General features: G+C 60.1%; 29 protein-coding genes and 1 pseudogene. 17 read left to right on the top strand and 13 right to left on the bottom strand.

The window, feature by feature from the left end:
• Positions 1 to 5 precede the first annotated feature (5 nt).
• From HAT86_RS03935 to HAT86_RS03890, 10 genes are all read left to right on the top strand, one after another.
• Positions 6 to 350 carry a RidA family protein gene (locus HAT86_RS03935; RefSeq protein WP_167193623.1) on the top strand — a complete coding sequence of 115 codons (345 nt, stop codon included), beginning with the start codon at positions 6 to 8 and terminating at the stop codon, positions 348 to 350.
• A gap of 193 nt (positions 351 to 543) precedes the next feature.
• Positions 544 to 1,107: a NifU family protein gene (locus HAT86_RS03930; RefSeq protein WP_167193621.1), complete on the top strand. Its 564-nt coding sequence runs from the start codon at positions 544 to 546 to the stop codon at positions 1,105 to 1,107.
• Entirely contained in the window at positions 1,100 to 1,696 is a 597-nt protein-coding gene (gene tsaB, locus HAT86_RS03925; RefSeq protein WP_167193619.1) for a tRNA (adenosine(37)-N6)-threonylcarbamoyltransferase complex dimerization subunit type 1 TsaB, read from the top strand. The genes HAT86_RS03930 and tsaB overlap by 8 nt, the downstream gene beginning before the upstream one ends.
• Positions 1,686 to 2,135 (top strand): GNAT family N-acetyltransferase, encoded by a 450-nt coding sequence (locus tag HAT86_RS03920; RefSeq protein ID WP_167193617.1) that lies wholly within the window; start codon positions 1,686 to 1,688, stop codon positions 2,133 to 2,135. Before tsaB ends, HAT86_RS03920 begins: the two co-directional genes overlap by 11 nt.
• Positions 2,136 to 2,223: 88 nt before the next feature.
• Positions 2,224 to 3,141, top strand: a complete 918-nt coding sequence (locus tag HAT86_RS03915; protein WP_167193615.1) for a sulfite exporter TauE/SafE family protein — start codon at positions 2,224 to 2,226, stop codon at positions 3,139 to 3,141.
• A 1-nt stretch (position 3,142) separates the two neighbouring features.
• Positions 3,143 to 3,904 (top strand): TIGR02186 family protein, encoded by a 762-nt coding sequence (locus HAT86_RS03910; RefSeq protein WP_167193613.1) that lies wholly within the window; start codon positions 3,143 to 3,145, stop codon positions 3,902 to 3,904.
• A 51-nt stretch (positions 3,905 to 3,955) separates the two neighbouring features.
• Positions 3,956 to 4,882, top strand: coding sequence for a branched-chain amino acid ABC transporter permease (locus tag HAT86_RS03905; protein ID WP_167193812.1), 927 nt, complete (start codon positions 3,956 to 3,958; stop codon positions 4,880 to 4,882).
• Positions 4,879 to 5,826, top strand: a complete 948-nt coding sequence (locus HAT86_RS03900) for a branched-chain amino acid ABC transporter permease (RefSeq protein ID WP_167193611.1) — start codon at positions 4,879 to 4,881, stop codon at positions 5,824 to 5,826. The genes HAT86_RS03905 and HAT86_RS03900 overlap by 4 nt, the downstream gene beginning before the upstream one ends.
• Complete coding sequence (locus HAT86_RS03895) at positions 5,823 to 6,536, top strand: ABC transporter ATP-binding protein (RefSeq protein WP_196780503.1); 714 nt, start codon at positions 5,823 to 5,825, stop codon at positions 6,534 to 6,536. Before HAT86_RS03900 ends, HAT86_RS03895 begins: the two co-directional genes overlap by 4 nt.
• Positions 6,536 to 7,231, top strand: a complete 696-nt coding sequence (locus HAT86_RS03890) for an ABC transporter ATP-binding protein (RefSeq protein WP_167193609.1) — start codon at positions 6,536 to 6,538, stop codon at positions 7,229 to 7,231. Before HAT86_RS03895 ends, HAT86_RS03890 begins: the two co-directional genes overlap by 1 nt.
• Positions 7,232 to 7,311: 80 nt before the next feature.
• On the opposite strand, the gene HAT86_RS03885 is transcribed toward HAT86_RS03890, so the two are convergent.
• From HAT86_RS03885 to HAT86_RS03870, 4 genes are read right to left on the bottom strand one after another with little or no spacing between them, the layout of a single operon-like run.
• The gene (locus HAT86_RS03885) at positions 7,312 to 9,423 is read right to left on the bottom strand and encodes a molybdopterin-binding protein (RefSeq protein WP_196780502.1); all 2,112 of its coding nucleotides are present in this window, start codon (positions 9,421 to 9,423) and stop codon (positions 7,312 to 7,314) included.
• On the bottom strand, positions 9,420 to 9,911 hold the full coding sequence (gene mobB / locus HAT86_RS03880) for a molybdopterin-guanine dinucleotide biosynthesis protein B (RefSeq protein WP_167193606.1): 492 nt from the start codon (positions 9,909 to 9,911) through the stop codon (positions 9,420 to 9,422). The genes HAT86_RS03885 and mobB overlap by 4 nt, the downstream gene beginning before the upstream one ends.
• Complete coding sequence (gene mobA / locus HAT86_RS03875) at positions 9,908 to 10,552, bottom strand: molybdenum cofactor guanylyltransferase MobA (RefSeq protein ID WP_167193604.1); 645 nt, start codon at positions 10,550 to 10,552, stop codon at positions 9,908 to 9,910. The genes mobB and mobA overlap by 4 nt, the downstream gene beginning before the upstream one ends.
• On the bottom strand, positions 10,549 to 11,439 hold the full coding sequence (locus HAT86_RS03870) for a formate dehydrogenase accessory sulfurtransferase FdhD (protein ID WP_167193602.1): 891 nt from the start codon (positions 11,437 to 11,439) through the stop codon (positions 10,549 to 10,551). Before HAT86_RS03870 ends, mobA begins: the two co-directional genes overlap by 4 nt.
• Positions 11,440 to 11,494: 55 nt before the next feature.
• Between HAT86_RS03870 and HAT86_RS03865 the strand changes: the two genes are divergently transcribed.
• Complete coding sequence (locus tag HAT86_RS03865; protein ID WP_167193600.1) at positions 11,495 to 12,217, top strand: AzlC family ABC transporter permease; 723 nt, start codon at positions 11,495 to 11,497, stop codon at positions 12,215 to 12,217.
• On the top strand, positions 12,214 to 12,540 hold the full coding sequence (locus tag HAT86_RS03860; protein WP_167193598.1) for an AzlD domain-containing protein: 327 nt from the start codon (positions 12,214 to 12,216) through the stop codon (positions 12,538 to 12,540). The genes HAT86_RS03865 and HAT86_RS03860 overlap by 4 nt, the downstream gene beginning before the upstream one ends.
• A 20-nt stretch (positions 12,541 to 12,560) precedes the next feature.
• Here HAT86_RS03860 and HAT86_RS03855 read toward each other — a convergent pair whose 3' ends face one another.
• The 4 genes from HAT86_RS03855 to HAT86_RS03840 form a co-directional block, all read right to left on the bottom strand.
• Complete coding sequence (locus tag HAT86_RS03855; RefSeq protein WP_167193596.1) at positions 12,561 to 13,223, bottom strand: hypothetical protein; 663 nt, start codon at positions 13,221 to 13,223, stop codon at positions 12,561 to 12,563.
• 35 nt (positions 13,224 to 13,258) lie between these two features.
• Positions 13,259 to 13,393: an aa3-type cytochrome c oxidase subunit IV gene (locus tag HAT86_RS03850; protein WP_167193594.1), complete on the bottom strand. Its 135-nt coding sequence runs from the start codon at positions 13,391 to 13,393 to the stop codon at positions 13,259 to 13,261.
• 197 nt (positions 13,394 to 13,590) lie between these two features.
• The gene (locus HAT86_RS03845; RefSeq protein WP_167193592.1) at positions 13,591 to 14,646 is read right to left on the bottom strand and encodes an MBL fold metallo-hydrolase; all 1,056 of its coding nucleotides are present in this window, start codon (positions 14,644 to 14,646) and stop codon (positions 13,591 to 13,593) included.
• Complete coding sequence (locus HAT86_RS03840) at positions 14,643 to 16,361, bottom strand: acyl-CoA dehydrogenase (protein WP_167193590.1); 1,719 nt, start codon at positions 16,359 to 16,361, stop codon at positions 14,643 to 14,645. Before HAT86_RS03840 ends, HAT86_RS03845 begins: the two co-directional genes overlap by 4 nt.
• Positions 16,362 to 16,490: 129 nt before the next feature.
• Here HAT86_RS03840 and HAT86_RS03835 point away from each other — a divergent pair, with 129 nt between their 5' ends.
• On the top strand, positions 16,491 to 17,438 hold the full coding sequence (locus HAT86_RS03835) for an L-threonylcarbamoyladenylate synthase (RefSeq protein ID WP_167193588.1): 948 nt from the start codon (positions 16,491 to 16,493) through the stop codon (positions 17,436 to 17,438).
• A 102-nt stretch (positions 17,439 to 17,540) separates the two neighbouring features.
• Here HAT86_RS03835 and HAT86_RS03830 read toward each other — a convergent pair whose 3' ends face one another.
• Positions 17,541 to 18,068 (bottom strand): invasion associated locus B family protein, encoded by a 528-nt coding sequence (locus tag HAT86_RS03830; protein WP_196780501.1) that lies wholly within the window; start codon positions 18,066 to 18,068, stop codon positions 17,541 to 17,543.
• 177 nt (positions 18,069 to 18,245) lie between these two features.
• Here HAT86_RS03830 and HAT86_RS03825 point away from each other — a divergent pair.
• A pseudogene (locus HAT86_RS03825) lies at positions 18,246 to 19,242 on the top strand (asparaginase).
• 285 nt (positions 19,243 to 19,527) lie between these two features.
• Positions 19,528 to 19,776, top strand: coding sequence for an EF-hand domain-containing protein (locus HAT86_RS03820; protein ID WP_167193586.1), 249 nt, complete (start codon positions 19,528 to 19,530; stop codon positions 19,774 to 19,776).
• Between the two features lie 90 nt (positions 19,777 to 19,866).
• Here HAT86_RS03820 and HAT86_RS03815 read toward each other — a convergent pair whose 3' ends face one another.
• Positions 19,867 to 20,235 carry a histidine triad nucleotide-binding protein gene (locus HAT86_RS03815; RefSeq protein WP_167193584.1) on the bottom strand — a complete coding sequence of 123 codons (369 nt, stop codon included), beginning with the start codon at positions 20,233 to 20,235 and terminating at the stop codon, positions 19,867 to 19,869.
• Positions 20,236 to 20,247: 12 nt separating this feature from the next.
• A complete protein-coding gene (locus HAT86_RS03810) occupies positions 20,248 to 21,825 on the bottom strand; it encodes a DUF5928 domain-containing protein (protein ID WP_167193582.1) in 1,578 nt (525 codons plus the stop codon).
• Between the two features lie 146 nt (positions 21,826 to 21,971).
• On the opposite strand from HAT86_RS03810, the gene HAT86_RS03805 reads away from it, so the two are divergent.
• The gene (locus HAT86_RS03805) at positions 21,972 to 22,790 is read left to right on the top strand and encodes a sulfotransferase family protein (protein ID WP_167193580.1); all 819 of its coding nucleotides are present in this window, start codon (positions 21,972 to 21,974) and stop codon (positions 22,788 to 22,790) included.
• A 348-nt stretch (positions 22,791 to 23,138) separates the two neighbouring features.
• Here the strand turns inward: HAT86_RS03805 and HAT86_RS03800 are convergent, their stop codons facing one another.
• Both HAT86_RS03800 and nth read right to left on the bottom strand, forming a co-directional pair.
• Positions 23,139 to 24,125: an adenosine kinase gene (locus tag HAT86_RS03800; RefSeq protein ID WP_167193578.1), complete on the bottom strand. Its 987-nt coding sequence runs from the start codon at positions 24,123 to 24,125 to the stop codon at positions 23,139 to 23,141.
• Positions 24,122 to 24,766 (bottom strand): endonuclease III, encoded by a 645-nt coding sequence (gene nth, locus HAT86_RS03795; protein ID WP_167193576.1) that lies wholly within the window; start codon positions 24,764 to 24,766, stop codon positions 24,122 to 24,124. Before nth ends, HAT86_RS03800 begins: the two co-directional genes overlap by 4 nt.
• Before the next feature lie 97 nt (positions 24,767 to 24,863).
• Here nth and HAT86_RS03790 point away from each other — a divergent pair, with 97 nt between their 5' ends.
• Entirely contained in the window at positions 24,864 to 25,700 is an 837-nt protein-coding gene (locus tag HAT86_RS03790; RefSeq protein ID WP_167193574.1) for a methylated-DNA--[protein]-cysteine S-methyltransferase, read from the top strand.
• The last annotated feature ends 127 nt before the right edge of the window (positions 25,701 to 25,827 follow it).

The following is a 25,827-nucleotide window of genomic DNA, read 5'->3' as shown; positions in this document are numbered from 1 at the left end:
GCGACATGATCGAACGGATCGACACAGCCACCCGGATGAGCAAAATTGTCAAACATAACGGCGTTGCTTATTTATGCGGGCAGGTTGGGGATGGCAGCACTGTGGCCGAGCAAACCCGCGATTGCCTGTCGCGGGTCGAGGCCCTGCTGGCCAAAGCAGGATCGCACCCTGACAGGATGTTGCAGGCCATTGTCTGGCTGTCGGACATGGCGGATTTCGAAGAAATGAACGCGGTTTGGGATGCATGGGTTCCGCAGGGCCACGCCCCGGCCCGCGCCTGCGGCGAGGCCAAGTTGGCGCGCCCGGATTTGAAAGTGGAAATTATCGTGACGGCAGCTTGTGAGGGCTGAGCCTGTCGGGGCAGGGTGCCGGTTGGGCTGATAAAAACGGGTATGCCACGGCATGGAATGGCCCGCCTTGTGCGGGTCATAGCGCGCGATTCGCGTGGCTCGAGTCTGACCTCTATCCAGTTTAGAATCATTCCAAACCTTGACAGGCGCCTGTTCGACGCGCATATCCATTGCAACAACCAAGAGGTCCGTCATGTTCATCCAGACTGAATCCACACCGAATCCTGCGACGCTCAAGTTCCTGCCCGGCCAAACGGTTATGGAGGCTGGAACCGCAGATTTCCCGACCTCCGAGGTGGCTGGAAAATCCCCTCTGGCACAGCGCATTTTTGGCGTTCCGGGTGTCACGGGCGTGTTTTTCGGCAATGATTTCGTGACTGTCACCAAGGACGATGGCACCGAGTGGGACCATATGAAGCCCGCCATTCTGGGTGCGATCATGGAGCACTATCAATCCGGTGCACCGATCATGACCGGCGAGGCCGATGCATCATCCGGCCATGCCGAGCACGAGGGTGAGGATTCCGAGATCGTTGGCCAGATCAAGGAATTGCTGGATACCCGCGTGCGCCCGGCGGTGGCCCAGGATGGCGGCGACATTACCTTCCACGGCTTCGATAAGGGCGTCGTTTATCTGCATATGCAGGGGGCCTGCGCCGGTTGCCCGTCCTCGACCATCACATTGAAGATGGGAATCGAGAATTTGCTGCGGCACTACATCCCCGAAGTGACAGAGGTGCGCCCCGTTGGTGTCTGACGCGCCTTTGATATTGGGGTTCGACACATCGGCCGCGCATTGCGCGGCCGCTTTGCTGTGCGGGGAACAGGTTTTGGCCGTTCGCGCCATTGAAATGGGCCGGGGGCAGGCGGAACATCTGATACCCTTGCTGCAAGATGTTCTGGCCGATGCGGGTGTGACATGGGCTGATCTGGACCGGATCGGCGTTGGTGTTGGCCCCGGTAATTTCACTGGAATCCGTATTTCCGTTTCGGCGGCGCGTGGGCTGGCCTTGGCATTGGATGTCCCAGCTGTGGGCGTGTCCGGGTTTGAGACCGTCGCGATGGTCCACCCGGCACCGCATATAGCGGTGCTTCCGGGCCCTCGGGGCATGTGTTACGTGCAGGCCCACGGGGCACAGCCCAAGCTGGTGCCCGAGCAAGAGGCACGCGATACGACGCTGCCCGTCGCCCATCTGCCCGCCCCGGCCGATTTGGCCGTAGCGATTGCGCGGGTTGCGGCGCGGCGGGCAGACAAGCCCGACGAGCCGCCCGCCCCGCTGTATCTAAAGCCCGCTGATGCTGCGCCCTCACGCGATACGCCCCCGGTGATACTGGATGACACCTGAGGACATGGCCGCATTGCATGCGCGCGCTTTTGCTGGGCAAGGGCGGGCGTGGTCGGCCACGGAATTTTCTGATCTGCTGGCTAGCCCTTTGGTGTTTGCCGTAGGCGATACGCGCGGTTTCGCGCTTGCGCGTGTCATCGCCGACGAGGCGGAATTGCTGACCATCGCAACCGATCCGCAGGCGCGACGCCAAGGCGTGGCGCGCGCTTGTCTGGCCGCATTTGAGAGGACGGCCGCGAAGCGCGGGGCACGATCCGCATTCCTTGAAGTGGCTGACGACAACAGCGCTGCAAAAGCGCTATATAGCGCGGTGGGCTACAGTCAGGCGGCCCTGCGCAAGGGCTATTATCCGCGCCCGAACAGACCTGCCGTGGATGCGCTGGTGCTGCGGCGCGACCTTGCCGCAACGCCTGTCGGCTGCGGAAAATCCGAAATCTAGGTCCAGATTTGAAAAATTGATCAGCCCTGCGATGATCTGTGTCGTGCAACATCTTGCAAACACGATGAAACTGCGGCTAGGAACAAGCATGCAAATCTACCTGCCCATAGCCGAGGTGTCGGTGAATGCCTTCCTTCTTTTGGGGTTGGGCGGCATCGTGGGCATTTTGTCGGGTATGTTCGGTGTGGGCGGCGGTTTCTTGATGACGCCGCTTTTGTTTTTTATCGGCATCCCGCCTGCGGTTGCGGTGGCCACCGAAGCCAACCAGATTGTTGCCTCGTCGTTTTCCGGTGTTCTGGCCCATCTCAGGCGTAAGACCGTCGATTTGCGAATGGGCACGGTGTTGTTGATCGGCGGCCTTGTCGGTGCGGGCCATGGCGTGATCTTGTTCAACTACCTCAAGTCGTTGGGTCAGGTCGATCTGCTGGTCAAGCTGTGCTACGTCGCGTTTCTGGGCGTCATCGGCGGCATGATGTTTGTCGAAAGCCTGCGTGCGATCCGACAGACGCGGTCGGGCAAAAAGGTTCCCAAGCGCAAAAAGCACAATTGGGTGCATGGTTTGCCGATCAAGATGCGGTTTCGCACCAGCGGGTTGTATATCAGCGTGATACCGCCCCTTCTGGTCGGGGTGTTGGTTGGCATTCTGGCCGCGATCATGGGCGTCGGTGGCGGTTTCATCATGGTGCCTGCGATGATCTATTTGCTGGGTATGCCCACGAAGGTGGTTGTTGGAACCTCGTTGTTTCAGATCATTTTTGTCACCGCGTTCACCACGTTGTTGCATGCCACCACGAACTATACCGTCGATATCGCCTTGGCGGTCTTGCTGTTGGTTGGCGGTGTGATCGGGGCGCAAATCGGCACCCAGATCGGAACACGCATGCAGGCGGAACAGTTGCGCATTCTGTTGGCTATCATGGTGCTGGCGGTGTGTTTCAAACTGGCCCTTGATCTGCTGCTCCAACCGTCCGAGTTGTATTCTATCGGCGCGGTTGGGGGGCATTAGGATGCTGTTTCGGCTGATCTTTCTGCTGTGTCTGGTCGCCTTGCCAGTGCGTGCTGAAGAGGTCGTTTTGGGCCTGTCCAGTGATAGGGTCCGGATCACTGCCACGTTCGAGGGCTCGGATATTCTGGTGTTCGGCGCGGTCAAACGCGAAGGCCCCATTCCACAAGACCCGCTGGATGTCATAGTGGCCATCTCCGGCCCGTCGCAGCCGTTGACGGTGCGCCGCAAAGAACGGGTTCTGGGTATTTGGGTGAATACCGATGCGATCGAGGTTGACGCCGCGCCCAGCTTTTACGCGGTGGCCACGACCGGGCCATTGGATCAGGTCTTGTCCAATGTCGAGGATCTGCGCCATAAAATCAGCATCGGGCGGGCCATCCGGTCGGTGGGGGCCCCTGGCTCTATTGCGGATGCGCAGGTCTTTACCGATGCCTTGATTCGCATACGTGAAAACAATGATGCCTATCAAATGCTTGAGGGCCAAGTTGCACTGGACGAACAGACCCTGTTTCGAACGGAAATCGGCCTGCCTGCCAATTTGACCGAAGGGGAATACCTGACCCGTATCTTCCTGACACGTGACGGTGATGTTGTGTCACAATTTGAAACCGTGATCGACGTGCGCAAGGTTGGGCTGGAACGTTGGCTGTATACCTTGTCGCGTCAGCAACCGCTGATGTATGGGCTGATGTCTTTGGCAATCGCGATTGCCGCGGGCTGGGGGGCCTCGGCTGTGTTCCGTATGCTTCGGCAGGGTGGATAAAGCACCTTTGCACTTGCCCTGCAGCGCGCGCCGGGGCATGGCTTGATCACTATGGAGATCGGTCCTTATATCCTGCTGGCCAGCCTTGAAGGCGCTGTGACCGCTGCCGTTCTGGCACTGACGGCTGTTGGTCTGTCGCTGGTCTTTGGCGTCATGCGCGTGGTGAACATCGCACATGGGGAGTTCTTCATGCTGGGCGCCGTCCTCGCGTGGTGGGTTGCCAACACCGTGGGCGGGCATCCTGCCATCGGATTTGCGGCAGCCCTGATCGTTGCGCCCGTGCTGGTGGGTGTTCTGGCGGCTCTGGCTGACATGACGATCCTGAAACGCCTGAACTATGACCCCGAGCGCACGATCGTCGCCACCATCGGCCTGTTGTATATCCTTCAGCAGCTGACCCTGATGACCTACGGCCCCGACGCGCGCCCGGTCGAGGCACCGTTCAATCAACGCATCGCCCTGCCTTGGATCGAACATACCGAGGCTGGCTGGCAGATGTATTATCCATGGGGGCTGTCAACGACCAGTTACAAACTGGCCGTGATCGGCGCGGCAGCGGCGGTATTGGCTGGGGTCTGGGCGATGATGGCACGCACCCGGATCGGGTTGCTGATGCGCGCAACGCAGGCGGATCGCGAGATGGCGCTGGCCTTCGGTATCCCTGTTGAAAAGGTTTATGCGCTGGTGTTCGGCATCGGCGCGGGATTGGCGGCACTGGCGGCCGTGTTGATCGTTCCCATTCAGCAGGCGCATTACCTGATGGGCGCTGACCCGTTGTTGTTGTCGTTCATCGTGGTGATCATCGGCGGGCTGGGAAGTTTGCCCGGCACTGTGGTTGCTGCCCTGTTGATCGGGCTAAGCGATGGGATCATCTCGGTCTTTTTCTCGCCGACGCTGGCGAAAATTCTGGCAACACTTCTGGTGGGCCTTGTGCTGGTGTTCCGGCCTCGGGGCCTGTTTGGGACACGCGCGCCATGAGCCGCGACACGGCCCGCATCCTGGCCCTGCATGGCGGTCTGCTGGTGCTGCTGTTCGTAGCGCAGTTCGTGTTGCCGGCTTATCACCACGGCAACCTTGCGCGGATCATGGTGCTGGCAAGCTACGCCATCGGCTACAACATCCTATTTGGCTATACCGGGTTGCTTAGCCTTGGGCATGCCCTGTTTTTCGCCGCTGGCATGTATGGCATGGGGCTTGGCATTCAGCATGGCGGCTTGTCGCCCGCGCCTGCGCTGTTGGCCGGGGTTGTAGCGGGCGCTGTGGTGTCGGGCGCACTGGCCCTGTTGGCGCTGCGCACAACCGGTGTGGCGTTCATGATCGTGACGCTGATGTTCGCGCAGGCGGGATACCTGACGATCCTGTATTTCGGCGACTACACCCGCGGTGACGAGGGGTTTGTTTTACAAACCGCGCAGCGCATGCTGTGGGGTATTGACCTGAGCGATCCGACAAATCGCTATTTCGCGGCCTTCACCCTGTTTGCCCTGTGCCTGTGCCTGAGCTTGTGGCTGGTGCGCGCGCCGTTTGGCCGTGTTCTGGTGGCGATCCGCGAAAACGAGGATCGTGTGCAGATGCTGGGCTATGACACCCATGCGCATAAGCTGGCGGCGATGGTGATCTCGGGCACCATCTCGGCCGCGGCGGGCGCGGCCTATGGCCTGCTATTTGGCTATGTGGGGGCCAGTTTCGGCAGCGTGCAATATTCGATCCTACCGCTGCTATGGGTATTGCTGGGGGGCGCGGGCACTGTTTTGGGCCCATTCATCGGCGCGCTGTTCATGTTCTACCTGATCGACCTTAGCTCGGGGCTGACCGCGGCCTACATGCTGATCGCGGGCGTCGTTCTGGTGGTGCTGACGCTGTTTGCGCCACAAGGTCTGGTCGGGGAACTGCGCCGCCGGTTCTGGAAGGGCTTGCCATGACCGTGCTGCTGTCCACACGCGGCCTGACCAAACGGTTTGACGGTCTGCTGGCCGTATCTGACGTAGATCTCGATCTGACCGCCGGCGATGTGCATGCGCTTATCGGCCCAAATGGTGCGGGCAAGACGACGCTGGTCGGCATGATCTGCGGGCGCATCGCGCCGACCGCTGGCTCGGTTACCTTTGACGGCCGCGATATCACGACCCTGCCTGCGCACAAGCGGATCGGCCTGGGGATGGCGTATACGTTTCAGATCACTTCCGTTTTTGCGGGGCTGTCGGTGCGTGAAAACGTGGCCTTGGCCGCGCGCGGCCAGCCGGTGCAGGGCGATCAGGTTGACAGGGCCGTGTGCGCCGCATTGGACAAGGTCGGGCTGTCCGACCGTGCCCAAGAGGTGGCGGGTAATCTGAGTTATGGCCATCAGCGCCTGCTGGAAATTGCCATGGGGCTGGCGCAGGCCCCCCGCCTGCTTATTCTGGACGAGCCGACACAAGGCTTGTCGGACGGCGAGATTGCGCGGTTTACTGCGCTGATCGAGGGCTTGCGCGGCCACACCACCGTTTTGCTGATCGAGCATAACATGCGCGTCGTCTGGGAGGTGGCCGACCGGGTCACCGTGCTGAACTTCGGCGAGGTTCTGGCCGAGGGCACCCCCGAGGATATCCATGAAAACCGCGCCGTGCAGGCCGCCTATCTGGGGACGGGCTGATGCTGAGATTGGACCATATCGACGCGGGCTATGGCGGCGGCCGGGTGTTGCAAGACGTCTCGCTTGAGGTGGACGCAGGCGAAATCGTTTGTTTGCTGGGCCGCAACGGCGCGGGGAAGACAACCTGTATGCAGGCGATCATGGGGCTGCTGCCGTTGATGGCTGGGCGGATCACGCTTGCGGGGCAGGAGATCAATCGGCTGCCCGCGCATCAGGTGCCCAAGGCGGGCATCGGATATGTTCCGCAGGGGCGGCGGCTGTTTGCTGGGCTGAGCGTGGCGCAAAACCTTGAGATTGGGCTGCGCGCCCGTGGCTCGGGCCGTGACACGCTGGAGGAGGTGCTGGACCTGTTTCCGCGCCTGCGCGACCGGCCGGATCAGCCCGCACAGACCCTGTCGGGCGGCGAGCAGCAGATGCTGGCCACGGCGCGCGCCCTGTGCCTGCGGCCCAAGCTGTTGCTTCTGGACGAGCCGACCGAGGGCTTGCAGCCCTCGATGATCGAGGCAATCCGGCGCGCGATCGTGCAGATGCGCGATGCGGGTGTCGCGGTGTTGTTGGTGGAACAACGCGTGGATGCGGTGCTGTCGGTGGCGGACCGGGTGGCGTTTATCGAAAATGGCCGCAACGGCGAAGTGATGCAGGCCGAGGCCTTGCGTGCCGATCGTAGCATCGTGGAGCGTTACATCGGGGTCTGAGCGGTTTTGGGGGCGCTGCCCCCGTCGCCCGATGGGCGACTCCCCCGGAGTATTTTGAGAACAATGAAGGGCAGGGCGGGCTAAAGAAAGCTGGTGAAGGGCAGGAATGTCACAGGGCTGCCGGGCGTGATATTGGCCGGGCCGTCGGGCAGTTCAACCAGACCTTCGGCCCAGCTAAGGCCGCTGATGCGCCCCGAGCCTTCGGATTTGAACACTTCAGCGCGGCCATCGCGGATGCGCGCGCGCAGGTATTCGCGGCGTCCGGGCTTCTTGTTTTTCGTGAAGGCGGCCGGAAGGGTGAAACCCTGCGGGATGTGCCACCCGGCCCCGGCCAGCCGCGCCATGGCGGGGCGCGCGAAAATGAGCGTGCAGACCAGCGCCGCAACGGGGTTGCCGGGCAGGCCGAACACCGGGGTTTTGTGCCATAGCCCAAGGGCTAGCGGACGGCCCGGTTTGACGGCGATGCGCCATTCGGCCATCGCGCCGGCCTCGTTCAGCAGGGCCGAGACGTGGTCTTCGTCGCCCGAGGAGGCACCGCCGGAGGTCAGGATCAGGTCGGCCTGTTCTGTGCCACGATCAAGGGCGGCGCGCAGGGCGGCGCGATCATCCGGGACGCGCCCCAGATCGACGGCGTCGAAGCCGAATTGCCGGGCCAGAGCCAGAAGCATGGGGCGGTTCGCGTCGAAAATCTGGCCCGGTGCGGCGGGGTTGCCCGGTTCGACCAATTCATCGCCGGTCGAGATCACGGCCACGCGTAGGCGGTTATGGACGGGAAGGGTAGATAGCCCGGTGGCCGAGGCCAGCGCCAGATCGGCGGGAGTCAGGATGCGCCCGGCCTGAAGGATTGTGTCACCTGCGGCGACGTCTTCGCCCGCGCGCCGGGTGTTGGCACCGGGCTTGATGCCCGCGCGAAAGGCGATTTCGGCCTCGGCGGCGTTGACATCTTCCTGAAGAATGACGGTATCGACCCCGGTGGGCAGCGCCGCGCCGGTCAGTATGCGGATGGCATGGCCGGGTGGCACGGCACCTTCAAAGGGCACGCCAGCCGCGGCGCGGCCCTGCACCAAGGGCAGCACCGGATCGCCCGGCGGCAAGGTGGCATGCGCAAAACCATAGCCGTCCACCGCCGTGTTGGGCTGTGACGGGTTCGACCGCTGTGCCGTCACGTCACTGGCCAAAACCCGGCCCTGCGCGTCGGCCAAAGGCGTGCTGGCCCGTCCGACAACCGGGTGCAGGCGGTCGTGCAACAGGGCAAGCGCCTCGTCCACCGGGGTCCAGTCGACACCGGCGGGCAGGGCAAAGCAATCGTCGCGCAGCGGGGGCGGTTGCAAGGCGCGGTCGCTTGCGGCGCGGTTCAGCTTGTCCTCGTGGCCAAGGCCCATGATCCAGCCCTCCTCGGGTGCGGTGATGGTCAGCATGGCCTGCAGATCGGGCAGGGGCAAGTGGGCAAGAGCGCGCGCCAGAAGCCGCACCTGATGGGCATCGCGAATGCCTCCCTGTGCCTCGGCCTGCTTGACCGCGGGGTTGATCAGCCCGGGCCAGATTTCAACAAATGTGACTGGCGTTTCAAGTGGTTCAAAAGGCCAGACCGCGATCTGGCCCGCAAAGCGGCGGCGCAGACGATTGAGCACGGGCAGTCCCATCAGAACCTGCGAGCCTACGGCACCGGCCCCGGCCAGTTGCCAGCAGGTGAAACTTCCCTGCGCGCGGGTTTCGCAGGCCCGCATGTCGGGGAATGGATTGTGATAGCCTTGTTTGCGGCGCGGCAGACCGGGCACGTCATGGTTGGGCCGCGCATTGCCCCAAAACGGCCCAACCCCTTGCCCAAGCTGGCGATTGATGTCGCCCGCCACGTCAAAACGGTTGTTGGTCTTGGGTTTGTCGTGAATTCTGCACTCGAGCCAATCCCAGACAGCCAACGGATCGCTTTGGCCGGTCAGGGCCTGTGCAAAGCCTTTGGGGTAGCCAAAGGGAAAATCAAAGCCGATCAACAGGCGACGGCCTGCGGCGCGTTCGGTTTCGATCAGGTCGGTCAGGGCCTGTTCGGCGACGTGCCGATTGCGAAGGTAGATTGGTGGCGCATCCTCACCTTGGCGGGTCAGGCCCAGCCAGATGGCGTCAGGCTTGGGTGTGGCGCCACGATCATTGCCGCCGGACCAGTCGACTATGGCGATCGTGTCGAATGGGATCAAAGCCCAACCTCGGACAGGATGAAATCGGCGATGACCGTCGTGTCGTCCAGATCAAAAACCGGGCGATCCAGATTAAGCGGTGTGTCGCTGGCCACGGCCCGCACGGTGGGATCATCGGGCGCGATCAGCGGATTGCCGGTGACGGTGCGGTGCGCCTCGACCTTGGGATGGCTGTCGCGTTTGTAGCCTTCGATCAACACCAGATCGACGGGGGCCAGTTTTTGCAGCAACTCTGACAGGCTTGGCTCGTCCTCGTTGCGCAATTCGTGCATCAGGGCAAACCGGTTGCGCGAGGCCAAAAGCACCTCGGTCGCGCCGGCCACGCGATGGCGGTGGCTGTCTTTGCCGGGATGGTCCACGTCAAAGCTGTGATGGGCGTGCTTGACGGTCGAAACCGAGATGCCACGGCTGGTGATCTCGGTGACAAGGCGCTCCATCAGGCCCGTTTTGCCGGCATTTTTCCAGCCGACAACGCCATACAATCTCATGCGGTGTCCTTTTGCATGGCCTGTGCCTGTTGCAGGTCTTCGGGTGTGTTGACGTTGAAAAATGGATCGTTCGGGTCGTCAAACAGCGCTTCGCGGCCTGCGTGCTTGTCGGTCCATATCACCACTTTGCGCAGCCCGTCGTGGAGTTCTGCGCGCAGATCGTCGCGCAGAGCCACGGGCCACAGGCCGAAGGTGGGGTGCCGGATCAGGCCCGACCGGCTGAGGGATTTGGTCTGTTCGTTGTCGGGGCGCGGGGTGGCCGCCAAGACCAGCGGATGAGGCATGTCTTGGGCGGTCGCAAGCAGGCGCGCCACCAGATCGCACGGAAAAAACGGCGTGTCGGCGGCGACGGTGACGATGGTTTGTGCCCCTTGCTGTGCAGCCCAATCCAGCCCGGCCAGAACACCGGCCAGCGGTCCAGGAAAATCTGCGATGCTATCGGGCAAAACCGGCAGGCCATAATCGGCGAACCGATCAGGATTTCCATTGGCGTTCAGCGCCATGCCCGCCACCTGTGGCGCAAGCCGGTCCATCACGTTCGACAGGATCGTGCCATCGCCAAGCGGCAACAGCCCTTTGTCACCACCGCCCATGCGTGTCGCCTTGCCCCCGGCGAGGATGACGCCAAGCGGCACAGTCATGTCGGGGCGCCTTTGCGGCGGTGTTTCTTGTCATCATCCGGCACGGCAGAGGGATCCGCATCGCGCAACAAACGGTCTTCGCCGCTGAGACAAACAAAGCGCTGTCCGCGCATCCGGCCGATCAATGTCAGCCCCACTTGGCGGGCAATCTCAACGCCCCAAGCGGTAAACCCCGAGCGTGACGCCAAAACGGGAATGCCCATCAGCGCCGTTTTGATCACCATTTCCGAGGTGAGCCGCCCGGTGGTGTAGAGAACCTTGTCATCGGGCGAAACGCCGTCCGAGAACATCCAGCCCGCGATTTTGTCGACGGCGTTATGGCGGCCCACGTCCTCCATATAAACCAGCGGAAGGTGGTCCTTGCACAAAACGGTGCCATGAATCGCGCCCGCCTCAAGATACAGCGACGGGGTGCGGTTGATGGTCGAGGCCAAGGCGTAAAGATCAGAAGTTTTTACCTGCAAGTCGGGCAAGGTGACCTGTTCCAAACCCTCCATCATGTCGCCAAAAACGGTGCCCACGGCACAGCCGCTGGTGCGGGTCTTTTTCTTGAGCTTTTCCTCATAGGTGGTTTGGCCATCCGTGCGCACCACGACGGTTTCCAGATCCTCGTCATAATCGACGCGATGAACGGTTTCATCAGGCCGCAGCATGCCCTGATTGCGCAAAAATCCAAGCGCCAGATATTCGGGGTAGTCGCCGATCGTCATGGCCGTGACGATTTCCTGACCATTGAGGAAAATGGTCAAAGGCCGTTCTTCGACCACGGAAATTTCGGTCGGCTGACCGTTTTGATCAACCCCTTCCACAGAACGGGTCAGACGCGGTGCTTGCGGATCGGGTGCGATTATATAGCTGGACAGATCGACGGTGGTGTCCAATTGCATCTCCTTCGGCTTCGGTCTAGGCCTTTGGCATCAGGAGTTAATCTAAGGCGTAGACGTGGCGACGGAAACCACCAAATCCATCTTCTGGCAAGGCGCGCGGGACGGGGCACCGTTTATCCTGGTGATGATCCCGTTTTCAACCCTGTTTGGCGTTGTGGCGACCGAGGCCGGGTTGAACGTATATGAAACCGTCGCATTCTCGTTTCTGGTGATCGCGGGGGCAGCGCAGTTCACCGCGGTCGAGTTGATGCGCAATGATGCGCCAACGATCATTGTTCTGATCTCGGCTTTGGCCGTGAATTTGCGGATGGCGATGTATTCGGCGTCGTTGGTCCCGTATCTGGGCAAGGCTAAAGTATGGCAACGCGCGTTGGCCGCGTATTTTACGGTTGACCAAACCTATGCCTGTTCGATCATCAAATTCGACGAGCGACGCGATTGGACGGTGGGCCAGCGCCTGACTTATTTCTTTGGCGTGGCCGCGCCGATCTGCCCGCCATGGTATTTTTTCACCGGTGTCGGCGCGATGATCGGCACGGCAATTCCCGACGGGCTGGCGCTTGATTTTGCGATTCCCATCACCTTTCTGGCGCTGATCGGGCCGATGATGCGGACCCGCGCCCATGTAGCTGCTGGATTCGTCTCGGTTACGGCGGCGCTGGTTTTCGCGTTTTTACCCTTTAATCTGGGCCTTTTGGTGGCCGGTGTTTTGGGCATGATGACAGGTGCACAGGTCGAGTTGATCGACAGTCGTCGCGCGGACAGGTCAAGCTCATGATCGACACAGGCGAATTGTGGCTGGTGATGGTGGTGCTTGGATTGGGCAGCTTCGGCCTGCGGTTTGTTTTTACCGGATTGATCGGTGATCGGCCGTTGCCCGCATGGGTCTTGCGGCACCTGCGTTACACCGCCGTTGCGGTGTTGCCGGGGCTGGTGGCCCCTCTGGTGGTCTGGCCCGAGGCGACCGGCGGAAGCCTTGATGCCCCACGGATGGCTGCTGCGGTGGTCACGATCACCGCAGGCCTGCTGTCGCGCAATGTGCTTTTGGCAATTTTTCTTGGTGTGTCCACCCTATATGGTGGGCTGTACCTGCTAGGGTGACGCGGGCGCATTGTGCGCGATCACCCGTCAGTGGCTTGCTTGGCGACGGCTGTATCCTGTCTGGCCGCTTTGCGTTCGGCCGCATGCCGGGTGGGATCCCATTCTTCAAGCACCTTGGAATTGTCGTCGCTGTCGTATTCCCGCAACCGCTCTTCGGTCACGCCGGGCAGGCTGGCGAATTGATCGGCCAGTTTGCGCGGGCCCCACGTCGTTGAAATGTTTTCGGGAAACACTTGCGCAAGGATCGCCGATGTCGAGCGTGCGCATTGAGCTGATGGAACAGCGCCATACCCTTTGGCAAGTTGCATGACCCGCTCGGCGGTTTCCGGGGGCACGTCCAGTTCTTGAACCTGAACATGATAAGAGGCCCGCGCATGATAGCGTTTGTAGACGTCTTCCACCGCCGGGGTGATACCAAAAACCACATCGTTCCGTTCGGGGATGCTTTCGTGCTTGAACGACCCAGCCGGATCGAAAATGACCCGTTGTGAGCCGTTGATCATCAGCGATGTATGCGCGCCTGACCCATTGTTATTGTTGATCATGGTGTAAAGGGTCAGGTTTGGGGGACCATCGTGGCGATAGGCGGCGCGGGCGACATCCTCGTCTGGGGCCCAGACGGATTCCGCGGCGCAGGCCCCAAGCGACAAAACGGCACAACATGCCAGAACCCAACTGCGCATCTACGCCCCCAAAGTCATTCGCAAAATCGGCTGACTCAGCCGTTGACGATTGCGATGAACACCAAAAGCACGATGCACGCGATTGACGACCATGTGACGGCCTTTATGAAACCGTCAAAGGTCTTTTCCTGAACTTCGATATCCATTTCGCCGTGCTTGTGATCAGCCATAGTTTTGTTTCCTTCGTGTTCTCACCGGGCTTTGGCCCTGAATTTTGACGATGGGATACTGCATTTACAATCGTCTGTCACCCTCTAAGCGGCCGAGGGCGGGGGCGTTGGTCAGGCTTTTTTAAGGTCTTGGACCAGTTGAAAGCCAATGCGGCGCGTCTTGTTGGCCTTGGTGCCGGTGTCGTTATTCATACGCGTTAATGCTTCAACTGCCAAAGCCACGCCCCATCGTCCCTGCGGGTCCGAGACACCTGACCCGCGTGCCACAGATGATTTAGATGCGCGACCGCTTCGACCAGCGCGAGACCGTAGGTTCCTTCATCAATTTTTCGTTTGAAGAGCGGTGCAAAGCAGTCCGCAGCCGTTTTGGGGGTGGCCAGATGGTCACGCAAACGATCAAGCGCGCTGTGGTGATTCTCGATCAATTGGCGCATCCGCAACGGCAGGCCTTGGAAGGGCAGTTTGTGGCCCGACAAAACCAGATGATCGTCATTTGCCAGCCCGGCCAGCCGCCCGCAGGCTTCCAGCCAGTCGGCCACCGGATCGGCGTCAGGCTCGGTGGGATAGACGCCCAAATTGGGGCTGATCGAGGCAATGATCTGATCCCCGGCAATGACCAGAGTGTCATCGCGGCTCCACAAGGTCAGGTGTTCGGGGGCATGTCCATTGCCGATATGCACGTCCCATGTTCTGCCGCCTGCGACCAAGGTGTCGCCTTGTTGAACACGGGTATAGCCAACGGGAATTGGATAGGAGGTGTCGGCAAAGTTATAGGGGCGCGATGTTTTGCGCGCCTCGTAAATTTCGGGGTCCATGCCAGCACTGCGCCAATAGGCCAAGGCCTGCTTGGTCGGGCGCTCTTCGACATCAAGGATCAGCATCCGGGCCAACAGCCATGCCGTGCGTGTGGTGACCAATTCGGCGTCAAAACGCTGCATCAACCAACCGGCCATGCCGATGTGATCGGGGTGATGGTGGGTCAGGATCACGCGGCCCACGGGCCGGCCTTGCAAAGGCCCGGTCAGTATCTCTTCCCATAACGCGACCGACCGTTTTGAATGAATGCCGGTATCGACAATGGTCCAACTGTCGCCGTCATCCAAAGCGTAGATGTTGACATGGTCCAACGCCATCGGCAGCGGCAGGCGTATCCAAAGAACACCCGGCGCGACCTCGGTCGCGGTGCCGTGGTCCGGCGGTTCGGCCCAAGGATAGCGCAGTTTCCCGCCGATGTCGGTGATTGCGTGTGTCATGCCGACAAGTCCTCGGGCGATAGCGCATAAAGACCGTCCGTCCCGGCGGTGGCATGGGCCAAAAGCCCTTCATGCTCGGGCAACAGGCGGGCCAAATAGAACCGCGCCAAGGCGCTGCGCGGCCCGGTGCCGCCTTCGGCCAGCGCCGCCGCCAGATGGTAATGCGCCCCCAAGACCCGCGCAAAGGCGCGTAGAAACGGCACGGCCCCGGCAAAGCGTTGGTTGAGATCGGACCGCGCCAACATCCAGTCCAGCCCTTCGCGCAGGGTTTCCGACGCCTGCCAGACAGGTTCAGCCAGATCGGGCAATGTGCTGCGGGCCGCTTCGGCTTGGGCCTCGATCTCGTCGATCAGGGCATGGGCGGCCTCGCCCCCATCCGACAATTTGCGCGCGACAAGGTCCATCGCCTGAATGCCGTTGGTGCCTTCGTAAATCGCCGAGACCCGCACATCGCGCAGATACTGGGCCGCGCCGGTTTCTTCGATATAGCCCATGCCGCCATGCACCTGAACGCCCATGTCGGCCACCGCGATGCCGGTGTCGGTGCCAAACGCCTTGGCAATCGGTGTCAGAAAGGCGGCGCGGGCGGCCCATTCGGCTGTGCCAGTGGCGGTTTCCATATCAATCGCCACCGCGCAGGCAAGCGCAATGGCCCGTGCGGCAAATGCGTCGGCCTTCATCGTCATCAGCATGCGGCGCACATCTGCATGATCGACAATCGCCCCGGTGCCGCCGTCGATAGGCGTGCGCCCCTGTATGCGATCCAGCGCATAGGCTAAGGCATGCTGATAGGCACCTTCGGCCACGCCAATGCCTTGCCCGCCAACGCCAAGCCGGGCGTTGTTCATCATCGTGAACATGGCGCGCATCCCGTCATGTTCTTTTCCTATCAGCCAGCCGGTGGCCCCGTCATATTGCATGACGCAGGTCGGGCTGCCGTGCAGGCCCATCTTATGCTCAAGGCTGACCACCGACAGGCTGTTGGCTTGGCCGGGCTGGCCAGTGTCATCGGGGATGTATTTCGGCACCAGAAACAGGCTGATGCCTTTGGTGCCAGCCGGACCATCGGGCAGGCGGGCCAGCACAAGGTGGCAAACATTTTCAGTAAAATCGTTGTCACCCCAGCTGATATAGATTTTCTGCCCGGTTATCGCATAGGTGCCATCACCATTGGGGTCGGCCTTGGTGCGCAGGGCACCCACGTCGGACCCGGCCTGCGCCTCGGTCAGGTTCATGGTGCCGCACCATTCGCCGCTGACCAGCTTGGGCAGATACACATCTTTGATGGCGTCGCTGGCGTGATGCTCCAGCGCTTCGATCTGGCCTTGGGTCATCAAAGGGTTAAGCTGAATGGACAGGCAGGCGCTGCTGATCATGTCGTTGACCGCCGTGGTCAGGGCCATCGGCAGGCCCATGCCACCATGCGCGGGGGCGGCGCTGATCGACACCCAGCCACCGGTCGCGATGGCCTTGTACCCGTCGGCAAACCCCGGCGGCGTGCGCACAACCCCGTTTTCCAGATAGGCGGGGTTTTGATCCCCGACCCTTTGCAGCGGATGCAGCACATCCTCGCACATCCGCGCGGCTTCGGTCAGGATGGCGTTGGTCAAATCCGGCGTCGCTTCGGAAAAGCGGTCGGTCTGCGAAACCTGATCGAGATCGACAACATGATCGAAAATGAACTGATAGTCGTCCACGGGGGCACGGTATGGCATGGGGCTGCTCCTGATCTGTCGCTGGGGCGGTGCTTGGCATCGCGCCGCGCCCACTATATGCGTTTGTTTCGACCAGAGACTAGCCGAAGATCACCGACCAGCAACCGCAACGCCGCGTCAGAGCCAGATATGCCGCAAAACACAAGACATCTTTCCGCCAATTCCCAAGGCTATGCCGAGGCCGCGCAGATTTTGCGCGAGGGCGGGCTGGTGGCCTTCCCAACCGAGACGGTCTACGGGCTTGGCGGGGATGCGCGCAACGACATGGCCGTGGCCGGTATTTTCGAGGCCAAGGGCCGGCCGCGCTTCAACCCGTTGATCGTGCATGTCGATAGTATCGAAACCGCGCAACGTTATGTGGACTGGTCCGACGCGGCCAACCGGCTGGCGCGCGCCTTCTGGCCCGGGCCATTGACGCTGGTCTTGCCGCTGCGTGCGGATGCGGGCCTGTCGCCTTTGGTGACCGCCGAGTTGCCGACGCTGGCCATTCGCGTGCCGGCCCATCCGGTGGCGCAGGATTTGCTAGGCACCTTCGCGGGACCGGTCGCCGCGCCCTCGGCCAATCCGTCTGGGCGGATCAGCCCAACCACGGCGGCGCATGTGACGGCGGGGCTGGAGGGCCGAATCGCGGCTGTTCTGGATGGAGGGGCCTGCGAGGTTGGCGTTGAATCCACCATTCTTGGTCTGACGGATGGCCCGGTTCTGCTGCGTCCGGGTGGTTTGCCGGTCGAGGCGATCGAGGCCGCGCTTGGCGGGCCGGTTGCACGGCGCGGGGCAAGCGCGCCATTATCCGCACCGGGGCAATTGGCCTCGCATTATGCGCCGGGCGCATATGTGCGGCTGCAGGCGCACAAGGCGCAGGAGGGCGAGGTTTTGCTGGGCTTCGGCGCGGTCGAATGCGATTTGAATCTGTCGGCCTCAGGTGATCTGCGCGAAGCGGCGGCCAATCTGTTTCATCATTTGCACGCCTTGGATGCCTTGGGTGCCAAAGGCATCGCCGTTTCGCCCATTCCCGATCATGGTCTGGGTGCGGCCATCAATGACAGGTTGCGCCGTGCCGCGGCCCCGCGCGAATAAGTTCTGGTATCAAAAGGCCTGCGCAAGCGCAGTCAGGTTAGCGGGATGAGGGGCGCTGCCCCTCAAACTCCCCGGGATATTTTCGAACAGAAGAAAGCCGCATCACTGACAGCGTTTTTCCGCTTCTTCCAGCGCGGCGGTGTACCCCAGCAAAGAGAACGTGTCCTTGGTGGTGGTGCCGCGCGAAGACCGGGCCTGCAAAACCGCATCTGCGCCACGTTTCATTGCCGCGATGATCTTGGCATCGTCCGACGCGTTGGCAGGCCAAGCCCATTCGCCTTCGGTGAACAGTTCGAATTCAGTTCCGTCTATGTTGACATTCACGGTTGAACCGCTCGCAAACGGGTAACCACCAGTAAACGCCACTTGGCCCTGGACGTCCGCGCCGGGACGGAAAAATGTCATCAAAAGGATATCGCCGCGTCGGACCGCAACGACACGTCCGTCTTTCATGTTCACCGTTTCGGTCGGTGATGACACGGCCCAGCATTCGCGAGGGTCTTTGTCTTCGAACACACTCCAAGCTGTTTCAGCAGCAACCTGATTTGTGCTTTCTTCTTGTGCCCAAAGCCCTGTGGCGGCCAATGCCAGAAAGGCGCCCGAAAATCCGCGTGCAATCCATGATACCATGTGTCCAGCCTCCAGCTGTCCGTAGCCTCAATCCTGTCGGCCGCGCACCTCCGTTCTGGGGAGTTGTGTTTTGCGCGGCCATCTCATACTCGACATACTAATAATAGCCTGAAAAAGGCGACACATGAAAGATGCAATTGGCGGAAAACCGCATAGGTCCGCCGATCGGAGGCCATAATGACTGATGCCGTTCCTCTGACTGAAATATGGCGCGGGCCTATGGCTGAAAGCGTGCATCGCGGGCACGCGGTGATTTGTGATGCGTCTGGCAATGTTGTTGAGGCTTGGGGCAATCCGGGCGCCACGGTTTTGCCGCGTAGTTCGGCCAAGATGATTCAGGCGTTGCCCTTGGTGGAAAGCGGAGCGGCCAAGGCCAGAGGGCTAACGGATGAGCATCTGGCATTGGCCTGCGCGTCGCACAATGGGGCTGCGATCCATACCGACCGGGTGCGGGCATGGCTGAACGACCTTGGGCTTTCAGATGATGATTTTAGATGTGGCGCGCATTTGCCCAAAGATAATGACACGCGTCATGCGATGATCTGCGCTGATGAGACGCCCTGTCAGGTGCATAACAATTGTTCTGGCAAACATGCCGGGTTTTTGACCCTGACACAGCACATGGGGTGGGGACCGGAATATGTGGCGCCAGACCATCCAATGCAAAAAGCTTGTCTTGAGGCCTTTGAGAATGTCACGGGTGAGGACAGCCCTTGCTATGGCATTGATGGATGCTCGGCGCCGAATTTCGCGACGACATTGCACGGTATGGGCCGTGCGATGGCATGGTTTGCAAATGCGCAAGACGGACGAAACGCACGTGAAACCGCCGCAGTCAGGCTGTGGCAGGCCATGGTCGCACACCCTGCCTTGGTTGCGGGCGAAACGCGCGCTTGCACCGAATTGATGCGCGCCTGCACCGAACCTGTCGCGCTTAAAACCGGGGCCGAGGCCTTTTTTTGTGGCGATCATTCCGGGCCGTAAACTGGGAATTGCCCTGAAAATCGAAGATGGCGGCACCCGTGCGGCGGAATGCACGATTGCGGCGTTGTTGGTGCGTTTGGGGGTGTTGGAGGCCGATCACCCTGCAACCCGCCGCTTTATGAACGCGCCGATCACCAATTGGCAGGGGATGGAAACCGGCATGATCAAACCTGTCGCTGGGCTTATCTGACTCGGTCATTCGGAGCAGGGCGGATTTGTGCCACGGCCTATGCCCTGCTTTTTGGCGCGGGTCTTTGCCTAAAATGCGCATCTAATAGAGCGGCCTGCCGCCAACAGGGTCCAGCCTGTCGCAAGGTGGCAATCCTACGCCGGTTCCAAGGACTGGTTTCAGCCAGTTTTTGCATGTTTTTGCGCCGATCGCCAAAACAAAAGACATCAGCCGCTGCAGGTCACAATTTCGGCTCCAGAGGGTGCAACGACCCTCGCCAACACGAACCGGAAAAGGATGTTTGCAATGTTCAAGAAAATCACCGCCGCCACGCTTGCCGCTGCTTTGGTCGCGCCGGGTTTTGCCATGGCTGAAACCATGGATGCAAACGATGATGGGTTGGTCTCAATGTCGGAATTCCAGACCATGTATCCCGACTTGGGCGCTGATATCTTTTCAATCATCGATACCAACGCTGACGGCGCCCTGAGCGAGGATGAGATCGAAGCGGCCCGTGCGACGGGCACGCTGCCAGAGGCCCCGACCGACGATTAAGCCTAACCAGCAACCGGGGTGGTAACAAAGCCGCCCCGGTCTATCCGCGCAGCGCCCGTGTCGGCAAAGATGCGGGCGTCAGCGTTGACTTTAGGCCTTTTGCAGCATCCGCCCCAAGGGACGCCCTGCCAGAATATGCACATGTAAGTGCGGCACCTCCTGAACGCCGTGGTCGCCCGCGTTCGAGATCAGGCGAAAGCCGTCTTGGTCCAAGCCTTTGAGCTTGCACACCTCGCCAATGGCGCGGGTGTAATCGGCGATCTCGGCATCGCTGGCCGTTTGCGCGAAGTGATCGTAGCAGACATAAGGCCCTTTGGGGATCACCAGAACATGCACCGGCGCCTGCGGTTGAATATCGTTGAAGGCAAGGCTGTGTTCGGTTTCCAGAACGGTATCATTGGGGATTTCAGCACGCAGAATTTTGGCAAAGATGTTTTGATCGTCATAGGCATAGGTCATGCGGGTCGCTCCTCAGTCGGCGAAAAGATGATCGGTTTGCGCCACGTCTTGTGCATTTTCCGGAGGGATATCAAGAAAGCGGGCCAAAATATTGGCATGTTGTTCGATGCTGTCGCCCTCGCGCAGGATCAAATGGTTTTCAAACTCGGCATCGCGAATACGGTCGCTTTCGAAATTTATGTCGCCACGGATTGTGGGCAGCAAGCGTTCCAATGTCTCAGGCGGGGTTTGTTCACCTGCAAGCCCCACGCGCATGGCGTGGCCGATCAGGTAGTCGTCGGAAAACTGGCATTGGATTTCCATGATCTTGGTGGTTGATCGGTCGCCGGCGAAATCGTGCAGCAAATCCAAGCTGGCCGGGTCGATGCACACCAACAGACGATCGGTGTCGTAATAATCGAACAACATACGCATCAAGGCGCGCCGGTGCCGTGTGCGTTTGCCAAGGGTGGCTTGAATCCCGCCGAGATCGGGTAGCTGGGTATCTTCTTCGCTGAACAGATATTCGATCGCCGGCAGGTTCACCACATGGCGGACCTTTTCCAATAGGCGCTTGGCGACATGCCACTTCTTGCAGACCACGATCATCAATTCCCGGTCACGGCCAAGGGTGCTTTCGGTTTCCCAGAACCGGCTGGCAAACCGGCGGCCGATCCGGCCCCGACCGGTCAGAAACTTGAACAGGCTGCGCCCTTCGTTCGAGATTTTGAACTCGGCGGTGTCATCGGCGTAAAGCGCGCCAAGCCGCTTCTTGAGTTGCTTGGCCTCGGGGCTGATCTTGCGGGCGAACAGGAAATCCTGACTGAGTAACAGATCATAATGATCATTGTAGAACGTCACGGGCATCCCGTAATCGGTGAACATCAAAAAAGTCAGCGTGCGGGTGCGAATTTCGTTTTCCGGCACGACATGGCGCACGAGGGTTTGGAAAAATGTCTCATCGGGAATCCAGGTTGTGCGGAAAAACCGCATGACGTCGCGCCGTTTGCGGGTGAACTGCAGAATCCACTCGATCGTGCGGCGGCGCAGGCACCACCACTGGCTGCCGATTTGAATCTGGATATCCGCAGGGATGTCGCGCGTCAGCCCCAACCGTTTCTGAAGTGAAAAGCTGGCATAAAAACGCTTGGATTGTGTGCGTTCGTTAAAGAAATGGCGGTAGATCAGCCGCTCTTCCTTCATGCCGGTTTTGATCCAGTCGCTTTCGAAATAGTCAAAGCTTTCGATGAAATCGACATCGTTGGCATCAAGAAATTCATGCGCGTAGGCCGCCGATTTGATCGCCGCGCAATCGCCGGACAACATGTAGAAATGCGTGGCCCGCGGAAACGCCTCAACAGCGGCTTCAACCGCATAAAGCGTGGCCTGCACCAAAGACCATTCGCCCCATCCGCATTTGATGCGTTTTCGGGCGAATGTCACATTGGGGTTTTCTGCCAGCGCCTTGCGGATTTTTTGATAATGCTCGGGCTTTGCGCGCGCATCGAAGTGAATCGACATGCAATCGCCCGCGGCAGTCAGCATGTTTGCCTGCCCGATGATCGCGTCCGGGTCTTTGTGACATAGCAATATGAACGCGATTTTCGCCATTTGGGAAACAATACACTGCAGGTTGCCAACACTAATTACAGTGATAGACATGAACACCAGTTGAATAAACAGGCTTTCTTTGGTTTTTTTAGCAGGTTAGTAACCATTAGCCCGGACAACGCGGCAAACAGATAGAGGTGGCGGGCATGGGATTTCCCGGAACGTGGATGACCGAAAGCGAAAGCATGGTCTACAGGGTCGTGCCGAAATGCGCGTGTTCGACCATTGGCCAGATCATGTATTATTCAGATCACGGCACATTTTTCGATGGCGATATTCACGACGCCACGGACGGTTTGCACAAATGGGCCCGCGATGAAAGCCAATCGCTGATCAAGGCGAATGTCAAAACCCACACGTCCTATGCGTTCACCTGTGTGCGCAATCCCTACACGCGTATCCTGTCCAGCTTTTTCGACAAAATTTGCGGAATTCAGCGCAACGGCAAACGGTATCGCGGCAAGTTGGTGCCGCTTTTGATCCAGAAATACGGCATCGAAGTTGGCGGTGATGATGGAAAACAGGACTTTGACCAAATTCAAAGTTTCCGCCGCTTTTTGTTGTTCACCCGCGATACCATTCGTTGGCGCCGCCCGATGGAGCCTGACATTCATTGGTCTGCCATGTCGGGGCATGTTTCAACGTTCATCGTCAATGGCGGCACCTATGACAATATTTTCTGGACCGAACAGTTCAACGACGGCATGAAAGAGGTGTTGGAGGCCACAAATCCCCCGAACCCGGTGGATTTGGCCAGCATTCCGCGCTTCAATGAATCCGAAGGGCACGGCCCCAAGCGCGCGCATCCTGTCGAAGATTATTTCGACGATTTGTCGATGCATCTGATGAAAGAAATCTACCACCGCGATTTCGATCTGTTCAAATATGACTTTGACGATCCGTCCAACAAGATGCCGATCGGTGAGATTGATCTGGATGAGGTTCACGCCAAGCTGGGCGAGTGATCGGGTGAAACACCAGTGATTGGGGGCGCTGCCCCCGACGTTGAAAATCGGCGATTTTCAACGCCTCCCCCGGGGTATTTCCACCAAGAAAAAGCGGCTTACGCTTTGTTAACCATCCTCTGACTAGAGTGATCGTGCGGTACAGGCTGGGGAGCCGATGACCGCCCAAGGAAAAGCCGCCGCGCTTTGGTTGGTTTGCATCGGCACAGGTCCGAACGACGCCACCGGGCAAGGCATATTTTCCCGGTGCGCCCTATGTCCCTAGATTGCGGATGGGGCGCACCTTTTGGTTTTTTCTTGGTAAAAATACCCAAATCCGACAGATGCCACAGGCATGCAGTCAAAAATTCAAATCAACCCCTCGGCCACGAACATTGCCTTCACATCCGCTTCGGGGCGGGCGCCGTAATGGGTGATGACCTCGGCGGCGGCGATGCAGCCCATGCGCCCGGAGACCTTCAGCGATTTGCCGGTGGCCAGCCCGAACAGGAACCCGGCGGCAAACTGATCCCCGGCCCCGGTCGTGTCAAGCGGGCTGATCGGGTCAACCGGAACGCTGACGCTTTCGTCGCCCTCGGTGATCACCACGTCATGGCCCGAGCGCGTGCAGACGATAAGGCCGCTTTCGCTGGCCGCTTGTTCAAGCGCTGCGCCCAGATCATCTGTTTCGAACAGGGATTTCCATTCATGCTCATTGCCAATCACGAAATCCAATTCCCCCAGCAACTTGCGGAAATCCTCGCGGTGGCGGTCTACACAGAAAGGATCGGACAGCGTTATTCCGGCTTTGCCTCCCCCGGCCCGGCAGGCGCGCGCGGCAGCTTGGAACGCCGCCTTGCCCTTGGGTTTGTCGAAAAGGTAGCCTTCAAGAAACAAAAGCGCGGCAGCGCCGGCCACGTCGTCGTCCACGTCATCGGGGCCCAGTTCGGACGAGATGCCAAGATAGGTATTCATCGAGCGTTCGCCATCGGGTGACACGAAGATCATCGAGCGCGAGGTGGGCAATTCACCATTGGCGACCGGGGCGTTGACGAAATCAATGCCCTCACGCGTCATGGCGTTCGCGTAATAGTGCCCGAGTTCGTCATCATGCACGCGGCCAATGAACCCTGTGTTCAGGCCCAAGGCCCCCAACCCGGCAATCGTATTGGCGACCGAGCCACCGGGCATCTGCGTGCGGTTTTCCATCTGCTCGAACAAGAACGCGCCGCGCTCCTGCTCGACCAGTTGCATAACGCCCTTTTCAATTCCCATGCGGGTCAGAAAGTGATCATCGGCTTGGCTGATGACATCAACAACGGCATTGCCGATGCCGACGGCCTGATATTTGGTCATTGGGTCTTGTCCTCGAATTGGCACAGGTCACGGATTATACAGGTGGGGCACATCGGCTTGCGCGCCTTGCAGTGGTAGCGGCCATGCAAGATCAGCCAGTGATGCGCGTGTTGCTGGAAATCGACGGGAATATTGTCTTCGATGGCGCGCTCGACGGCATCGACGTTTTTGCCGGGGCAGATGCCGGTGCGGTTGCCGACGCGGAAAATGTGGGTATCGACCGCCTGAGCGGGATAGTGCCACCACATGTTCAAAACCACATTCGCGGTTTTGCGTCCGACACCTGGCAGCGATTGCAGTGCGGCGCGGGAATTGGGCACGATACCGTCATAGTCTTCGACCAGAATTTTTGATAGCTTGATCACGTTCTTGGCCTTGTTGCGATACAGGCCGATTGTCTTGATATGCTCGATCAGGCCCTCTTCGCCCAAATCCAGCATTTTTTGCGGGGTGTCCGCCACTTTAAACAGGTCTCGCGTGGCGCGGTTTACGCCCGCATCTGTAGCCTGCGCCGACAGGGCGACCGCCACAACCAGCGTATAGGCGTTGACGTGATCCAATTCGCCCTTGGGTTCGGGATCAGCCGCCTGAAACCGCAAGAAAATTTCGCGTATCGTATGATAGTCAAGTTGCTTGGCCATGTCCGCCCATATGCCCCGAACGGGCGCAATGCGCAACATTCGGGTCGCGCGATCGTCTTGCCGGTCGTAGAATAACCGTGCAGCCCAAGGAAATGCCATGCCCGATACGCCCCAGCAAAGCTACCATTACCATGTCATGCGCCGCGCGCTTGATCTGATCGACGCGTCGGACGCCCCCCTGACGCTTGAGGATCTGGCCCGCGACATGCAAATGAGCCCGGCGCATTTTCAGCGCCTTTTCTCGGCATGGGTCGGGGTGTCGCCCAAACGGTATCAGCAATATCTGACATTGGATCACGCCAAGGCGCTGTTGACGCAGCGGCATACCATGCTTGAGGCGGCAGATGCCGTGGGCTTGTCTGGCACAGGCCGGTTGCATGATTTGTTTCTGCGCTGGGACGCCATGAGCCCCGGCGCATATGCCCGGCGTGGGGCGGGCCTTGAAATCTGCTATGGCTGGTTCGAAAGCCCCTTTGGCGAGGTTCTGGCCATGGGCACGGGCAAGGGCCTGTGCGGTTTGGCCTTTGTCGAGGAATGCGGGCGTGATGAAGCATGGCGGGACATGACCAACCGCTGGCCCGAGGCGCAGTTTCGCGATGCGCCAGATGCCATCGCCGCATGGGTCAGCGCGGCCTTTGGCGGGCAAGGGCAGGCGGCGCTGCACATGATCGGCGCACCCTTTCAGATCAAGGTCTGGGAGGCTTTGTTGCGCGTGCCCTCGGGCCACGTCACGACCTATTCCGATATCGCCCGTGCGGTTGGAAATCCCAACGCCGTGCGCGCCGTGGGGACGGCTGTGGGGCGTAATCCGGTCAGTTTTCTGATCCCGTGCCACAGGGCGCTGCGCAAATCCGGTGGACTTGGTGGATATCACTGGGGGCTGCCGGTCAAACGGGCGATTCTGGCATGGGAAAGCGCCCGGGCCGAGGCCTGAATGGCGCCAGTCAGAAACGGCATTATGGGCGGAATGCTGCCGATTTCCCCGTCATTTTGTCTTGGGCGCACTCATGTTATTGAATAACGTATGCATAACCCTCTTGGATTGGAGGGACATGCAAAAA

Source organism: Roseovarius gahaiensis (assembly GCF_011601345.1).
Taxonomy (GTDB): Bacteria; Pseudomonadota; Alphaproteobacteria; order Rhodobacterales; family Rhodobacteraceae; genus Roseovarius; species Roseovarius gahaiensis.
This window is presented reverse-complemented; position numbering and strand designations above follow the sequence as displayed.

What these genes read in the sequence shown, in the direction of transcription:
- HAT86_RS03810 (WP_167193582.1), bottom strand. Translation starts at nt 21,825, where the DNA reads ATGGCGAAAATCGCGTTCATATTGCTATGTCACAAAGACCCGGACGCG.
- HAT86_RS03860 (WP_167193598.1), top strand. Translation starts at nt 12,214, where the DNA reads ATGATCGACACAGGCGAATTGTGGCTGGTGATGGTGGTGCTTGGATTG.
- HAT86_RS03850 (WP_167193594.1), bottom strand. Translation starts at nt 13,393, where the DNA reads ATGGCTGATCACAAGCACGGCGAAATGGATATCGAAGTTCAGGAAAAG.
- HAT86_RS03935 (WP_167193623.1), top strand. Translation starts at nt 6, where the DNA reads ATGATCGAACGGATCGACACAGCCACCCGGATGAGCAAAATTGTCAAA.
- HAT86_RS03920 (WP_167193617.1), top strand. Translation starts at nt 1,686, where the DNA reads ATGACACCTGAGGACATGGCCGCATTGCATGCGCGCGCTTTTGCTGGG.
- HAT86_RS03905 (WP_167193812.1), top strand. Translation starts at nt 3,956, where the DNA reads ATGGAGATCGGTCCTTATATCCTGCTGGCCAGCCTTGAAGGCGCTGTG.
- HAT86_RS03930 (WP_167193621.1), top strand. Translation starts at nt 544, where the DNA reads ATGTTCATCCAGACTGAATCCACACCGAATCCTGCGACGCTCAAGTTC.
- HAT86_RS03900 (WP_167193611.1), top strand. Translation starts at nt 4,879, where the DNA reads ATGAGCCGCGACACGGCCCGCATCCTGGCCCTGCATGGCGGTCTGCTG.
- mobA (WP_167193604.1), bottom strand. Translation starts at nt 10,552, where the DNA reads ATGACTGTGCCGCTTGGCGTCATCCTCGCCGGGGGCAAGGCGACACGC.
- HAT86_RS03790 (WP_167193574.1), top strand. Translation starts at nt 24,864, where the DNA reads ATGCCCGATACGCCCCAGCAAAGCTACCATTACCATGTCATGCGCCGC.
- mobB (WP_167193606.1), bottom strand. Translation starts at nt 9,911, where the DNA reads ATGAGATTGTATGGCGTTGTCGGCTGGAAAAATGCCGGCAAAACGGGC.
- HAT86_RS03820 (WP_167193586.1), top strand. Translation starts at nt 19,528, where the DNA reads ATGTTCAAGAAAATCACCGCCGCCACGCTTGCCGCTGCTTTGGTCGCG.
- HAT86_RS03800 (WP_167193578.1), bottom strand. Translation starts at nt 24,125, where the DNA reads ATGACCAAATATCAGGCCGTCGGCATCGGCAATGCCGTTGTTGATGTC.
- HAT86_RS03895 (WP_196780503.1), top strand. Translation starts at nt 5,823, where the DNA reads ATGACCGTGCTGCTGTCCACACGCGGCCTGACCAAACGGTTTGACGGT.
- nth (WP_167193576.1), bottom strand. Translation starts at nt 24,766, where the DNA reads ATGGCCAAGCAACTTGACTATCATACGATACGCGAAATTTTCTTGCGG.
- HAT86_RS03840 (WP_167193590.1), bottom strand. Translation starts at nt 16,361, where the DNA reads ATGCCATACCGTGCCCCCGTGGACGACTATCAGTTCATTTTCGATCAT.
- HAT86_RS03855 (WP_167193596.1), bottom strand. Translation starts at nt 13,223, where the DNA reads ATGCGCAGTTGGGTTCTGGCATGTTGTGCCGTTTTGTCGCTTGGGGCC.
- HAT86_RS03890 (WP_167193609.1), top strand. Translation starts at nt 6,536, where the DNA reads ATGCTGAGATTGGACCATATCGACGCGGGCTATGGCGGCGGCCGGGTG.
- HAT86_RS03915 (WP_167193615.1), top strand. Translation starts at nt 2,224, where the DNA reads ATGCAAATCTACCTGCCCATAGCCGAGGTGTCGGTGAATGCCTTCCTT.
- HAT86_RS03910 (WP_167193613.1), top strand. Translation starts at nt 3,143, where the DNA reads ATGCTGTTTCGGCTGATCTTTCTGCTGTGTCTGGTCGCCTTGCCAGTG.
- HAT86_RS03870 (WP_167193602.1), bottom strand. Translation starts at nt 11,439, where the DNA reads ATGCAATTGGACACCACCGTCGATCTGTCCAGCTATATAATCGCACCC.
- HAT86_RS03835 (WP_167193588.1), top strand. Translation starts at nt 16,491, where the DNA reads ATGCCGCAAAACACAAGACATCTTTCCGCCAATTCCCAAGGCTATGCC.
- HAT86_RS03845 (WP_167193592.1), bottom strand. Translation starts at nt 14,646, where the DNA reads ATGACACACGCAATCACCGACATCGGCGGGAAACTGCGCTATCCTTGG.
- HAT86_RS03805 (WP_167193580.1), top strand. Translation starts at nt 21,972, where the DNA reads ATGGGATTTCCCGGAACGTGGATGACCGAAAGCGAAAGCATGGTCTAC.
- HAT86_RS03815 (WP_167193584.1), bottom strand. Translation starts at nt 20,235, where the DNA reads ATGACCTATGCCTATGACGATCAAAACATCTTTGCCAAAATTCTGCGT.
- HAT86_RS03830 (WP_196780501.1), bottom strand. Translation starts at nt 18,068, where the DNA reads ATGGTATCATGGATTGCACGCGGATTTTCGGGCGCCTTTCTGGCATTG.